The 14045-nt window shown below is 58.7% G+C and carries 9 protein-coding genes; 8 read left to right on the top strand and 1 reads right to left on the bottom strand.

What is annotated here, in order from left to right:
* Nucleotides 1-97 precede the first annotated feature (97 nt).
* The 8 genes from INF68_RS21225 to INF68_RS21260 all read left to right on the top strand — a co-directional run bounded on the left by INF68_RS21225 (nucleotide 98) and on the right by INF68_RS21260 (nucleotide 13125).
* Nucleotides 98-1300 (top strand): MdtA/MuxA family multidrug efflux RND transporter periplasmic adaptor subunit, encoded by a 1203-nt coding sequence (locus INF68_RS21225; RefSeq protein WP_045402981.1) that lies wholly within the window; start codon nucleotides 98-100, stop codon nucleotides 1298-1300.
* Nucleotides 1300-4422 (top strand): MdtB/MuxB family multidrug efflux RND transporter permease subunit, encoded by a 3123-nt coding sequence (locus INF68_RS21230; RefSeq protein WP_109845291.1) that lies wholly within the window; start codon nucleotides 1300-1302, stop codon nucleotides 4420-4422. The genes INF68_RS21225 and INF68_RS21230 overlap by 1 nt, the downstream gene beginning before the upstream one ends.
* Complete coding sequence (mdtC, locus tag INF68_RS21235) at nucleotides 4423-7500, top strand: multidrug efflux RND transporter permease subunit MdtC (protein ID WP_109845292.1); 3078 nt, start codon at nucleotides 4423-4425, stop codon at nucleotides 7498-7500.
* Complete coding sequence (locus tag INF68_RS21240) at nucleotides 7501-8916, top strand: MFS transporter (protein ID WP_193525416.1); 1416 nt, start codon at nucleotides 7501-7503, stop codon at nucleotides 8914-8916. It abuts the gene before it with no gap.
* Complete coding sequence (gene baeS / locus INF68_RS21245) at nucleotides 8913-10316, top strand: two-component system sensor histidine kinase BaeS (RefSeq protein ID WP_023312417.1); 1404 nt, start codon at nucleotides 8913-8915, stop codon at nucleotides 10314-10316. Before INF68_RS21240 ends, baeS begins: the two co-directional genes overlap by 4 nt.
* Nucleotides 10313-11035, top strand: a complete 723-nt coding sequence (gene baeR / locus INF68_RS21250) for a two-component system response regulator BaeR (RefSeq protein WP_032642850.1) — start codon at nucleotides 10313-10315, stop codon at nucleotides 11033-11035. The genes baeS and baeR overlap by 4 nt, the downstream gene beginning before the upstream one ends.
* Before the next feature lie 168 nt (nucleotides 11036-11203).
* Entirely contained in the window at nucleotides 11204-12565 is a 1362-nt protein-coding gene (gene yegQ / locus INF68_RS21255) for a tRNA 5-hydroxyuridine modification protein YegQ (protein WP_032652696.1), read from the top strand.
* Between the two features lie 311 nt (nucleotides 12566-12876).
* The gene (locus INF68_RS21260) at nucleotides 12877-13125 is read left to right on the top strand and encodes a phage virion morphogenesis protein (RefSeq protein WP_126787427.1); all 249 of its coding nucleotides are present in this window, start codon (nucleotides 12877-12879) and stop codon (nucleotides 13123-13125) included.
* A 127-nt stretch (nucleotides 13126-13252) separates the two neighbouring features.
* Here INF68_RS21260 and INF68_RS21265 read toward each other — a convergent pair.
* A partial coding sequence (locus tag INF68_RS21265) for a hypothetical protein (protein WP_193525417.1) occupies nucleotides 13253-14045 on the bottom strand: 793 nt, incomplete at its 5' end.

A 14045-nucleotide genomic window follows, 5' to 3' on the forward strand; every position in this document is an offset into this window, starting at 1 on the left:
TTCCTGACAGTCTTCCATATTTCCTCCATTTTTCCGCTGTGTTAGCTGACTAAACTAGTATCATTCCCCGAAGTCTTCAGGATGAGAACGTATAACGATGAAAGGCAGTAACAAATCCCGCTGGGCAATCGCCGCTGGCATCATTGTGGTGGTCCTTGCCGCCGCCTGGTACTGGCACAGTCAATCCGCGAACTCCGCTGCTCCCGCCGGTGCAAATAGTCAGGCACAGCGCCCGGCAGGCGGAGGGCGTCACGGCATGCGCGGCGGCGCGCTGGCGCCGGTACAGGCGGCGACGGCAGTGAATAAAGCCGTTCCTCGCTATCTTACTGGCCTTGGGACCATTACCGCCGCCAACACCGTGACGGTGCGCAGCCGCGTCGACGGCCAGCTGATGGCCATTCACTTCCAGGAAGGTCAGCAGGTTAAAGCGGGCGATCTGCTGGCCGAAATAGACCCGAGCCAGTTTAAGGTCGCCCTCGCCCAGGCGCAGGGGCAGCTCGCGAAAGACAAAGCCACGCTCGCCAACGCCCGCCGCGATCTGGCCCGCTACCAGCAGCTTGTGAAAACCAACCTCGTATCTCGTCAGGAGCTGGACACCCAGCAGTCGCTGGTCAGCGAAACGCAGGGCACCATCAAAGCCGACGAGGCCGCCGTGGCCAGCGCCCAGCTGCAGCTGGACTGGAGCCGCATCACCGCGCCGATTGACGGACGCGTGGGCCTGAAGCAGGTCGATATCGGCAACCAGATCTCCAGCGGCGACACCACGGGCATCGTGGTCATCACCCAGACCCACCCGATTGATTTAGTCTTTACCCTACCGGAAAGCGACATTGCGACCGTGGTGCAGGCGCAAAAATCCGGGAAGGGGCTGGTGGTGGAAGCCTGGGACCGCAGCAACAAGCAGAAGCTGAGCGAAGGTTCTCTGCTCAGTCTGGATAACCAGATCGACACCACCACCGGCACCATCAAGCTGAAGGCGCGCTTTAACAATCAGGACGATGCCCTCTTCCCGAACCAGTTCGTCAACGCGCGTATGCTGGTCGCGACCGAAGAGAACGCGGTAGTGATCCCCACAGCTGCGCTGCAGATGGGTAACGAAGGTAATTTCGTCTGGGTACTTAACGGCGACAATAAGGTCAGCAAGCACCTGGTGAAAACCGGTATCCAGGACAGCCAGACGGTGGTCATCGCCGCCGGCCTTTCCGCAGGCGACCGCGTGGTCACCGACGGCATTGACCGTCTGACCGAAGGGGCCAAAGTGGAAGTAGTTGAACCTGCGAAACAGGGAGAGAAATCCTGATGCAGGTGATGCCCCCAGGCTCTACAGGCGGGCCGTCACGCCTGTTTATCCTCCGTCCTGTCGCTACCACGCTGCTGATGGTCGCGATCCTGCTCGCCGGGATTATCGGCTATCGCTTCCTGCCCGTGTCGGCGCTGCCGGAGGTGGATTACCCAACGATTCAGGTTGTCACTCTCTATCCAGGCGCCAGCCCGGACGTGGTGACATCCGCCATTACCGCCCCGCTGGAACGCCAGTTCGGCCAGATGTCGGGGTTAAAACAGATGTCCTCCCAGAGTTCCGGCGGGGCATCCGTCGTGACGCTGCAGTTCCAGCTAACGCTGTCTCTGGACGTCGCCGAGCAGGAGGTGCAGGCCGCCATCAACGCCGCCACCAATCTGCTGCCGTCCGACCTGCCTAACCCGCCGGTCTACAGCAAGGTGAACCCGGCGGATCCGCCGATCATGACGCTTGCCGTCACCTCCTCCGCCATGCCGATGACCCAGGTCGAAGACATGGTCGAAACGCGCGTGGCGCAGAAAATTTCACAGGTCTCCGGCGTCGGCCTCGTCACGCTGGCGGGCGGCCAGCGCCCCGCCGTGCGCGTGAAGCTTAATGCGCAGGCGATTGCCGCGCTGGGCCTGACCAGCGAAACCATCCGCACCGCCATCAGCAGCGCCAACGTTAACTCGGCAAAAGGCTCGCTGGACGGCCCTACCCGCGCCGTGACGCTCTCTGCCAACGATCAGATGCAGTCCGCCGATGAATACCGTCAGCTGATTATTGCTTACCAGAACGGTGCGCCGGTGCGTCTGGGTGATGTGGCGACCGTCGAACAAGGGGCGGAAAACAGCTGGCTCGGTGCCTGGGCGAACAAACAGCAGGCGATCGTGATGAACGTCCAGCGCCAGCCGGGCGCAAACATCATTGAAACCGCCGACAGTATTCGCACCATGCTGCCACAGCTGATCGAAAGCCTGCCGAAATCGGTCAACGTAAAAGTGCTTTCCGACCGTACCACGAATATTCGCGCGTCGGTCACCGACACCCAGTTCGAGCTGATGCTGGCGATTGCGCTGGTGGTCATGATCATCTATCTGTTCCTGCGTAACGTCCCGGCAACCATTATTCCCGCCGTCGCCGTGCCGCTCTCGCTGGTCGGGACCTTTGCGGTGATGGTGTTCCTTGATTTCTCGATCAATAACCTGACGCTGATGGCGCTCACCATCGCCACCGGGTTCGTGGTGGATGATGCCATCGTGGTCATCGAGAACATCTCGCGCTATATCGAGAAAGGGGAAAAACCGCTGGCGGCCGCGCTAAAAGGTGCGGGTGAGATCGGCTTTACCATTATCTCGCTGACCTTCTCGCTGATTGCGGTGCTGATCCCGCTGCTGTTTATGGGCGATATCGTCGGACGTCTGTTCCGCGAGTTTGCCGTGACGCTGGCGGTCGCCATTTTGATCTCCGCCGTGGTGTCGCTGACCCTGACGCCAATGATGTGCGCCCGCATGCTGAGCCACGAGTCCCTGCGCAAGCAAAACCGCTTCTCGCGCGCCTCCGAGCGCATGTTCGAGCGGATTATTGCCGCCTACGGCCGCGTGCTGGCGAAAGTTCTGAACCATCCGTGGGCCACGCTCGGCGTGGCGCTGGGAACCCTGGCGCTCAGCGTGATGCTGTGGATTTTCATTCCGAAAGGTTTCTTCCCGATCCAGGACAACGGCATTATTCAGGGCACGCTTCAGGCCCCGCAGTCGGTCTCCTTCGCCAGTATGGCCCAGCGCCAGCAGCAGGTGTCTGAGATCGTTATGAAAGATCCGGCGGTCGAGAGCCTGACCTCCTACGTGGGCGTCGACGGCACCAACCCGTCGCTCAACAGCGCGCGTCTGCAGATCAACCTTAAGCCGCTGGATGAACGCGACGATCGCGTCAACGCCGTCATTGAGCGTCTGCAAAACGCCGTCGCGCGGGTGCCGGGCGTTGAACTTTACCTGCAGCCGATTCAGGATTTGACCATTGATACTCAGGTCAGCCGCACGCAGTACCAGTTCACGCTGCAGGCCACCTCGCTGGACGCGCTCAGCACCTGGGTGCCGCAGCTGGTGAACAAGCTTAACACCCTGCCGCAGCTCGCCGACGTCAGCAGCGACTGGCAGGACAAAGGGCTGGCGGCGTACGTGAACGTCAACCGCGATACCGCCAGCCGTCTGGGCATTACCATGTCGGACGTGGACAACGCCCTGTACAACGCCTTCGGTCAGCGCCTGATCTCCACCATCTACACTCAGGCCAACCAGTATCGCGTGGTACTGGAGCACAACACGGACAACACGCCTGGCCTGGCGGGGCTGGACTCGGTGCGCCTGACCAGCAAAGACGGCGGCATTGTGCCGCTGAGCGCTATCGCCACGGTGGAAGAACGCTACACCCCGCTGTCGATCAACCATCTGGATCAGTTCCCGTCCACCACCATTTCCTTCAACGTGCCGGACAATTATTCTCTCGGCGAAGCGGTGGAGGCCATTCAGGCGGCTGAAAAAGAGCTCAGCTTCCCGTCCGATATTCAGACCCAGTTCCAGGGCAGCACGCTGGCGTTTCAGGCCGCGCTGGGTAACACCATCTGGCTTATCGTCGCGGCGGTCGTGGCGATGTACATCGTGCTTGGCGTGCTGTACGAAAGCTTTATCCACCCGATCACCATCCTCTCTACCCTGCCGACGGCGGGCGTGGGAGCGCTGCTGGCGCTGATGCTGGCGGGCAGCGAGCTGGACGTCATTGCCATCATCGGCATTATCCTGCTTATCGGGATCGTGAAGAAAAACGCCATCATGATGATCGACTTCGCCCTGGCCGCCGAGCGCGAGCAGGGCATGTCGCCGCGCGACGCCATCTTCCAGGCCTGTCTGCTGCGCTTCCGTCCGATCCTGATGACCACGCTGGCCGCCCTGCTGGGCGCGCTGCCGCTGATGCTCAGCACGGGCGTCGGCGCGGAGCTGCGCCGTCCGCTGGGTATCGGCATGGTCGGCGGTCTGCTGGTGAGCCAGGTGCTGACCCTCTTCACTACGCCGGTGATCTACCTGCTGTTTGACCGTCTGGCGCTGTGGACCAAAAGCCGTTTCCCGAAACGTGAAGAGGAGGCATAAGTGAAGTTTTTCGCCCTCTTCATTTATCGCCCGGTGGCGACGATATTAATCTCGCTCGCCATTACCCTCTGCGGCGTGCTGGGCTTCCGGCTGCTGCCGGTAGCGCCGCTGCCGCAGGTGGATTTCCCGGTGATCATGGTCAGCGCCTCGCTGCCGGGTGCATCTCCGGAGACCATGGCCTCGTCGGTTGCCACGCCGCTGGAGCGTTCCCTTGGGCGGATTGCGGGGGTCAACGAGATGACCTCCAGCAGCTCGCTGGGCAGCACGCGCATCATTCTGGAGTTCAGCTTCGACCGGGATATTAACGGTGCGGCGCGCGACGTGCAGGCGGCCATCAACGCCGCGCAAAGCCTGCTGCCGAGCGGGATGCCGAGCCGCCCAACCTACCGCAAGGCCAACCCGTCCGATGCGCCGATCATGATTCTGACGCTGACCTCGGATACGTACTCGCAGGGGCAGCTTTACGACTTTGCGTCTACCCAGCTGGCGCAGACAATCTCACAAATTAACGGCGTCGGTGACGTGAGCGTCGGCGGGAGCTCCCTGCCCGCCGTGCGCGTCGGCCTAAACCCGCAGGCGCTGTTCAACCAGGGCGTGTCGCTGGATGACGTGCGCTCCGCCATCAGCACGGCCAACGTCCGCAAACCGCAGGGGGCGATTGAGGACGGCAGCCACCGCTGGCAGATCCACACTAACGACGAGCTGAAAACCGCCGCGGAATATCAGCCGCTCATTATTCACTACAACAACGGCGCCGCGGTGCGCTTGAGCGACGTTGCCAGCGTCACCGACTCGGTGCAGGACGTGCGCAACGCCGGGATGACCAACGCGAAACCGGCCATTCTGCTGATGATCCGCAAGCTGCCGGAAGCGAATATTATTGAGACGGTGAACAGCATTCGCGCCCGTCTTCCGGACCTGCAGGAGACCATCCCGGCAGCAATCGATCTGCAAATTGCCCAGGATCGCTCCCCGACCATTCGCGCCTCGCTTGAAGAGGTGGAGCAAACGCTGATTATCTCCGTCGCGCTGGTGATCCTGGTGGTCTTCCTGTTCCTGCGATCCGGACGCGCGACGCTTATTCCGGCGGTGGCCGTGCCGGTCTCGCTGATCGGTACCTTTGCCGCCATGTACCTGTGCGGATTTAGCCTCAACAACCTGTCGCTGATGGCCCTGACGATAGCGACGGGCTTCGTGGTGGATGACGCCATCGTGGTGCTGGAAAACATTTCCCGCCACCTGGAAGCGGGCGTGAAGCCGCTGCAGGCCGCCCTGCAGGGCACGCGCGAGGTGGGCTTTACGGTGCTCTCCATGAGCCTGTCACTGGTGGCGGTATTCCTGCCGCTGCTGCTGATGGGCGGGCTGCCGGGCCGGCTGCTGCGCGAGTTTGCCGTCACCCTCTCCGTCGCCATCGGGATTTCGCTGGTTATCTCCCTAACGCTGACGCCGATGATGTGCGGCTGGATGCTCAAGCGCAGCAAGCCCCATTCGCAGCCGCGCCGCAAAGGCTTTGGTCGCTTCCTGATGGCGATGCAGGAAGGCTACGGCAAATCGCTGAAGTGGGTGCTGAACCATACGCGGCTGGTTGGGCTGGTGCTTATCGCCACCATTGGGCTCAACGTCTGGATGTACATCACCATCCCGAAAACTTTCTTCCCGGAGCAGGACACCGGCGTGCTGATGGGGGGGATTCAGGCGGACCAGAGCATTTCGTTCCAGGCGATGCGCGGCAAGCTGCAGGACTTCATGAAGATCATTCGTGAAGACAAAGCCGTGGATAACGTCACCGGCTTTACCGGCGGGTCACGCGTCAACAGCGGGATGATGTTTATTACCCTGAAACCGCGCGGCGAGCGCAACGAAACCGCCCAGCAGGTGATTGACCGCCTGCGGGTGAAGCTCGCCAAAGAGCCGGGGGCAAACCTGTTTTTGATGGCCGTTCAGGATATCCGCGTCGGCGGCCGTCAGGCGAACGCCAGCTATCAGTACACGTTGCTCTCGGACGATTTAGCCGCCCTGCGCGAGTGGGAGCCGAAGATCCGCAAGGCGCTGGCCGCCCTGCCGCAGCTGGCGGACGTCAACTCCGATCAGCAGGATAACGGCGCCGAGATGGCCCTGACCTACGACCGCGAAACCATGTCGCGGCTGGGCATTAACGTTGAAGCCGCCAATAGCCTGCTGAACAACGCCTTCGGCCAGCGCGAGATCTCCACCATCTACCAGCCGATGAACCAGTATAAGGTGGTGATGGAAGTTGACCCGCGCTACACCCAGGACATCAGCGCCCTGGACAAAATGTTTGTGATTAACAACGACGGCAAGGCGATTCCGCTCTCGTACTTTGCCAGCTGGCAGCCAGCCAACGCGCCGCTGTCGGTGAACCATCAGGGGCTGTCGGCGGCGTCGACCATCTCCTTTAACCTGCCCGCCGGTTCGTCACTGTCTGAGGCCAGCGATGCAATCAACCGCGCGATGACCCAGCTTGGCGTGCCGTCCACCGTGCGCGGCAGCTTCGCCGGGACCGCGCAGGTATTCCAGGAGACGATGAATTCGCAGGTGATTTTGATTCTGGCCGCCATCGCCACGGTCTATATTGTGCTGGGCGTGCTGTATGAGAGCTACGTGCACCCGCTGACCATCCTCTCGACGCTGCCGTCCGCGGGCGTGGGGGCGCTGCTGGCGCTGGAGCTCTTTGGCGCGCCGTTCAGCCTTATCGCGCTCATCGGGATCATGCTATTGATCGGCATCGTGAAGAAAAACGCCATCATGATGGTGGACTTCGCGCTGGACGCCCAGCGCAACGGCAACCTCTCGCCGGAAGAGGCCATCTTCCAGGCCTGCCTGCTGCGTTTTCGTCCGATCATGATGACCACCCTGGCGGCGCTGTTTGGCGCGCTGCCGCTGGTTATCTCGGGCGGCGACGGCTCAGAGCTGCGCCAGCCGCTTGGGATCACCATTGTCGGCGGCCTGGTCATGAGCCAGCTGCTGACGCTGTACACCACGCCGGTGGTCTATCTGTTCTTCGACCGCCTGCGGCTGCGCATCTCGCGTAAAAACAGAACCACGGTGACCGAGTAAATGACCGATCTCCCCGCTAACGTTCGCTGGCAGCTATGGATAGTCGCTTTCGGCTTCTTTATGCAGTCGCTGGATACGACCATCGTCAACACCGCCCTCCCCTCCATGGCAAAAAGCCTGGGGGAGAGCCCGCTGCATATGCATATGGTGATTGTCTCCTACGTGCTGACGGTAGCCGTCATGCTGCCTGCCAGCGGCTGGCTGGCGGACAAAGTGGGCGTGCGGAACATCTTCTTTACCGCCATCGTGCTGTTTACCACCGGATCGCTGTTTTGCGCCCAGGCCAACACGCTCGACCAGCTGGTGATGGCGCGCGTGCTGCAGGGCGTCGGCGGGGCGATGATGGTCCCTGTCGGGCGGCTAACGGTGATGAAGATCGTGCCGCGCGAGCAGTACATGGCGGCGATGACCTTTGTGACCCTGCCCGGTCAGGTGGGGCCGCTCCTGGGCCCGGCGCTCGGCGGCATTCTGGTGGAGTACGCCTCCTGGCACTGGATCTTCTTAATCAATCTTCCTGTTGGCATCATCGGCGCCATCGCCACCCTGACGCTGATGCCGAACTACAAAATGCAGACCCGGCGCTTTGATTTCTTCGGCTTTATCCTGCTGGCGGCGGGCATGGCCACGCTTACCCTGGCGCTCGACGGGCAAAAAGGGCTGGGGATTTCGCCCCTGACGCTTGGGCTCCCGATCGCGCTCGGCGTTACCGCCATACTGTGGTATCTGCAGCATGCCAGAGGTAACGATAAGGCGCTGTTCAGCCTGAACTTGTTTAAAAACCCTACCTATCGCCTTGGCCTGTTCGGCAGCTTCGCCGGGCGCGTCGGCAGCGGCATGCTGCCGTTTATGACGCCCGTTTTCCTGCAAATCGGAATGGGATTTTCGCCGTTCCACGCGGGCCTGATGATGATCCCGATGGTGCTCGGCAGCATGGGAATGAAGCGCATCGTGGTACAGGTGGTGAACCGCTTTGGCTACCGTCACGTGCTGGTGACCGCCACGCTGGGGCTGGCGCTGGTGAGTCTTCTGTTTATGGCCGTGGCGCTGATGGGCTGGTACTACGTTCTGCCGCTGGTGCTGTTCTGCCAGGGGATCGTCAACTCCATGCGCTTCTCGTCGATGAATACCCTGACGCTGAAGGACCTGCCGGACGATCTGGCGAGCAGCGGCAACAGCCTGCTGTCGATGATCATGCAGCTCTCGATGAGCGTCGGGGTGACCATCGCGGGCTTACTGCTCGGCATGTACGGCCAGCACCACCTCAGCGTCGACACGCCGGTGGCGCATCAGGTCTTTTTGTATACCTATCTCAGCATGGCGGTCATCATCGCCCTGCCCGCTTTCATCTTCGCCAGAGTGCCGGATGATACCAGCAAGAACGTCGTGATTAGGCGCGGTAAAAGGAGTGGTTCATGAAATTCTGGCGTCCGGGCATTACCGGCAAGCTCTTCGTGGCGATATTTGCCACCTGTATCGTCCTGCTGATCACCATGCACTGGGCGGTGCGGATCAGCTTCGAGCGCGGTTTTATTGATTACATCAAGCATGGCAATGAACAGCGTTTACAGGGCTTAAGCGATGCGCTGAGTGAACAGTACGCCCAGCACGGCAACTGGCGTTTTCTGCGCAATAACGACCGCTTTATTTTCCAGATCCTGCGATCGCTGGAGCACGATACCGGTGACGATCGCCCGGGGCCGGGCATGCCGCCGCACGGCTGGCGCACCCAGTTCTGGGTGATTGACCAGGACATGCGCACGCTGGTGGGTCCGCGTGCGCCGATACCGCCGGACGGCACCCGTCGGGCGATCAAAGTCAACAATGCGACAGTCGGCTGGGTTATCGCCTCTCCTGTGGAGCGCCTGACGCGCAACACCGACATCAACTTTGACCGCCAGCAGCGCCGGACAAGCTGGCTGATTGTCGCCCTCTCCACCCTGCTCGCCGCGCTCGCCACCTTCCCGCTGGCGCGCGGCCTGCTCGCCCCGGTGAAACGGCTGGTGGAAGGCACGCACAAGCTGGCCGCCGGGGATTTCACCACCCGCGTCGATACCCGCAGCCAGGACGAACTGGGCAAGCTGGCGCAGGATTTTAACCAGCTCGCCAGCACGCTGGAGAAGAACCAGCAGATGCGCCGCGACTTTATGGCCGATATCTCCCACGAGCTGCGCACTCCGCTGGCGGTGCTGCGCGGCGAGCTGGAGGCCATTCAGGACGGCGTGCGTCAGTTTACGCCCGAATCGGTGGCCTCTCTGCAGGCGGAGGTGGGCACGCTCACCAAGCTGGTGGACGATCTCCACCAGCTCTCCATGTCCGACGAAGGCGCGCTGGCCTACCAGAAGGCGCCGGTAGACGTGATTAACATTCTGGAAGTGATCAGCGGCGCGTTCCGCGAGCGGTTTGCCAGCCGCAACCTGAAAATCGACCTCTCCCTGCCGGACAGCGCGGTGGTGTTTGGCGACAAAGACCGGCTGATGCAGCTGTTCAACAACCTGCTGGAAAACAGCCTGCGCTACACCGACAGCGGCGGCGGGCTGCATATCTCCGGCAGGCAGGAAAACGGACGCTTTGCCCTCACCTTCGCGGATTCCGCCCCCGGCGTGCAGGACGCGCAGCTGGAAAAACTGTTTGAACGTTTCTACCGTACCGAAGGCTCCCGCAACCGCGCCAGCGGCGGTTCCGGCCTGGGGCTGGCGATTTGCGTTAACATCGTTGAGGCGCATAATGGCACGATCCGCGCCGCCCATTCGCCTTTTGGCGGGGTTAGCATTACAGTAGAGTTACCTCTGGAACGGGATTTATCGAGAGAAGTATGACCGAGTTACCGATTGACGAAAACACGCCGCGCATTTTGATCGTGGAAGACGAGCCGAAGCTTGGGCAGCTGCTGATCGACTATTTACGTGCGGCCAGCTACGCTCCATCGCTAATCAGCCACGGCGACCAGGTGCTGCCATACGTGCGCCAGACCCCGCCGGATCTGATCCTGCTTGATTTAATGCTGCCAGGCGTTGACGGTCTGACCCTGTGCCGGGAAATTCGTCGCTTCTCCGACGTGCCGATCGTCATGGTCACCGCCAAAATTGAAGAGATTGATCGCCTGCTGGGGCTCGAAATTGGCGCGGACGATTACATCTGCAAGCCCTATAGCCCGCGTGAAGTGGTCGCCCGCGTGAAAACCATACTGCGCCGCTGCAGGCCACAGCGCGAGCTTCAGGTGCTCGATGCCGAAAGCCCGCTGATTGTCGACGAAAGCCGCTTCCAGGCGAGCTGGCGCAGCAAGCTGCTGGACCTGACGCCTGCGGAGTTCCGCCTGCTGAAAACCCTCTCCCACGAGCCGGGGAAAGTCTTCTCCCGCGAGCAGCTGCTGAACCACCTGTATGACGATTACCGCGTCGTGACTGACCGCACCATCGACAGCCACATCAAAAACCTGCGCCGCAAGCTGGAGGCGCTGGACGCCGAACAGTCGTTTATTCGCGCGGTGTACGGCGTGGGGTATCGCTGGGAAGCGGATGCGTGCAGGATTGCGTAGTTATCCGCGGGTCAATTTAGGCCGGGTAAGGCGAAGCCGCCACCCGGCACAATAACTTTACCTCCCTGCCCCGCAGCGCTACAATGCCCGCCCTTAAAGTGGGGGATCTCCCCTTACCGCTGCACCTTGTGCACGCGGATCTGACCTGTCATCAGAACGAGAACAAACATGTTTAAACCGGAACTCCTTTCCCCGGCGGGAACGCTGCAAAATATGCGTTACGCTTTCGCCTATGGTGCCGACGCCGTTTATGCGGGCCAGCCGCGCTACTCGCTGCGCGTGCGTAACAACGAATTCAACCACGAGAACCTGCAGCTCGGCATCAACGAAGCGCATGCCCTGGGCAAGAAATTCTACGTGGTCGTGAACATCGCGCCGCACAACGCCAAGCTGAAAACGTTCATCCGCGACCTGAAGCCGGTGGTGGATATGGGGCCGGACGCGCTGATCATGTCGGACCCGGGTTTAATCATGCTGGTTCGGGAGAACTTCCCGGAGATGGATATTCACCTCTCCGTCCAGGCTAACGCCGTCAACTGGGCGACGGTGAAGTTCTGGAAGCAGATGGGGCTGACTCGCGTCATCCTGTCCCGCGAACTGTCTCTGGAAGAGATCGAAGAGATCCGCACCCAGGTGCCGGATATGGAAATCGAAATCTTCGTTCACGGCGCGCTGTGCATGGCCTACTCCGGCCGCTGCCTGCTCTCAGGCTATATCAACAAGCGCGACCCGAACCAGGGCACCTGCACCAACGCCTGCCGCTGGGAATATAACGTTCAGGAAGGCAAAGAGGATGACATCGGCAACATCGTCCACAAGCACGAGCCGATTCCGGTAACCAACGTTGAGCCGACGCTGGGCATCGGCGCGCCAACCGACAGCGTGTTTATGATTGAAGAAGCCAAACGCCCGGGCGAGTACATGACCGCCTTTGAAGACGAGCACGGCACCTACATCATGAACTCGAAAGATCTGCGCGCCATCGCCCACGTTGAGCGTCTTACCCAGATGGGCGTGCACTCCCTGAAGATTGAAGGCCGCACCAAATCCTATTACTACTGCGCGCGCACCGCGCAGGTGTACCGCAAAGCCATCGACGATGCGGCGGCCGGTAAACCGTTCGATACCAGCCTGCTGGAAACTCTGGAAGGCCTGGCGCACCGCGGCTATACCGAAGGCTTCCTGCGTCGTCATACCCACGATGACTACCAGAACTACGAGCACGGCTACTCCGTTTCCGAGCGCCAGCAGTTTGTTGGCGACTTCACCGGCGAGCGCAAAGGCGCGCTGGCGGCCGTGGCGGTGAAAAACAAATTCACCAAAGGCGACAGCCTGGAGCTGATGACCCCGCAGGGCAACATGAACTTCACGCTGGAGCATCTGGAAAACGGCAAAGGCGAGGCGATTGACGTGGCGCCGGGTGATGGTCATACCGTCTGGCTGCCGGTTCCGGAAGAGGTGGAGCTGAAGTTTGCGCTGCTGATGCGTAACTTCAACGGTGAAAGCACCCGAAACCCACACGGCAAATAGTTAATCAGGGAAATTTTTTCGCGCTGGGATAATTCTTAGAATCGGATCACATACCGCTTCGTTCAATACGGGTATTATCCCCCCGCTGAAAAACATAACCCATAAATGCTAGCTGTACCAGGAACCACCTCCTTAGCCTGCGTAATCTCCCTTACGCGGGCTTATTTTTTGTCTTCAAGGTACTGAAATAAAAGGATTTGTTTCAGGTCACGTCCACACATTGACCACATCGATACGAGAAGCCCCGCACATGCGGGGCTTTTAGTTTTGGTTATGTTACGGAACGATTAGTCTTGCTTCTCACATTGGTCATGCTTAGAGCGTCTGCTCAGAGCGAGGAACGGAAGCTCGCAATTGTTATTACCGCGCATGATGCGTTACTAACGTTGCTATGTGTTAACGAACGGGGAGCAGGTCAGGTGCATCAGTTTGGGCTTAAGGACAGGCCAAATCCGCATAGTGAGGATATTCAATATCCTAAACGTCAGTTACTTGGCATTAATAGAAAGAATGAGCTGCTAATTGAAGGATTAATTGCTGAGTATCTAGTGCAGGTGTAAATATTATTTTAATAGTTGCACAAGATGTTTGTGGTCGTGGCATGAAATTGATGGCTGAATGTGAAAGTCAGCCTCCATGTTATTTTGGAGGCTGATTTTAATGGTTTTCAGCTCTGGTGGTAATTGACTAAGTTTGCTGTGAATATTGTTTGTAAATACCTTTAAGTAGCTTGCCAAGAAGTTGGTTTTGATAGGCATGATGATTAAACATCAATGCCGAACTTTCATCAATATCATTAACTATGTCTATTTGGTTATTACCTTTCAGTTCATCATAGTAAATTTTGCATCGTGCAAAGTTTACTGCTTCGAAAATAAAGCTTTCATAACGCTCTGCTATTATGAAGGTATTTACGGAATTAATTGATTTGGCATCATTGTTGTGTGCGATTTTAATTTTGAAGTCCTTGGTGTTGATGTCCACCAATCCAACAATTTCTTTTCGGGATTTTGTTGTTTCAAGTGAGAACTCAATGCTTTCGTTGTCAAACAATGGATGTAGGTGAGGTGTTTTTGAGAAATTAATTCGACCTTTTAAGCTAGAGTTGCAAATAGAACAAGATGGTACGAGATTATATAAACTTAATGCCAGATGGGGATAACTCTCTTTCGGGAAGAAATGGTCTAATGTTGGCCTAAATTCTTTTTTTTGTGCCCTGATTGTGAATGCGTATGATTGATTGCAATAAGGGCAGCTTCTGGTTTTAGATGCACTACATAAATCATAGGCATCGTAGCCAACGGTTTTGGTAATGAAATTATGATAATCGAATATATCTGCTAAATTTTTTTTGAATACTTTAATCAGAGCTTTGTTGTTTCGGTTTTGGCTTATGATGAAATCGTAGTATCTTGCAGCTAAAGCTAAGTCCTTGAGGTTATTTGAGGTAATGAGATCTTTGGTTTTATCAACGAAATAT

This window comes from Enterobacter cloacae complex sp. P16RS2, assembly GCF_014982155.1.
In the GTDB taxonomy this organism is placed as follows: domain Bacteria; phylum Pseudomonadota; class Gammaproteobacteria; order Enterobacterales; family Enterobacteriaceae; genus Enterobacter; species Enterobacter cloacae_M.

Excerpts from the sequence above, each read along its gene's own strand:
- INF68_RS21230 (WP_109845291.1), top strand. The coding sequence starts at position 1,300 with ATGCAGGTGATGCCCCCAGGCTCTACAGGCGGGCCGTCACGCCTGTTT.
- INF68_RS21260 (WP_126787427.1), top strand. The coding sequence starts at position 12,877 with ATGCTTAGAGCGTCTGCTCAGAGCGAGGAACGGAAGCTCGCAATTGTT.
- INF68_RS21225 (WP_045402981.1), top strand. The coding sequence starts at position 98 with ATGAAAGGCAGTAACAAATCCCGCTGGGCAATCGCCGCTGGCATCATT.
- yegQ (WP_032652696.1), top strand. The coding sequence starts at position 11,204 with ATGTTTAAACCGGAACTCCTTTCCCCGGCGGGAACGCTGCAAAATATG.
- baeS (WP_023312417.1), top strand. The coding sequence starts at position 8,913 with ATGAAATTCTGGCGTCCGGGCATTACCGGCAAGCTCTTCGTGGCGATA.
- INF68_RS21240 (WP_193525416.1), top strand. The coding sequence starts at position 7,501 with ATGACCGATCTCCCCGCTAACGTTCGCTGGCAGCTATGGATAGTCGCT.
- baeR (WP_032642850.1), top strand. The coding sequence starts at position 10,313 with ATGACCGAGTTACCGATTGACGAAAACACGCCGCGCATTTTGATCGTG.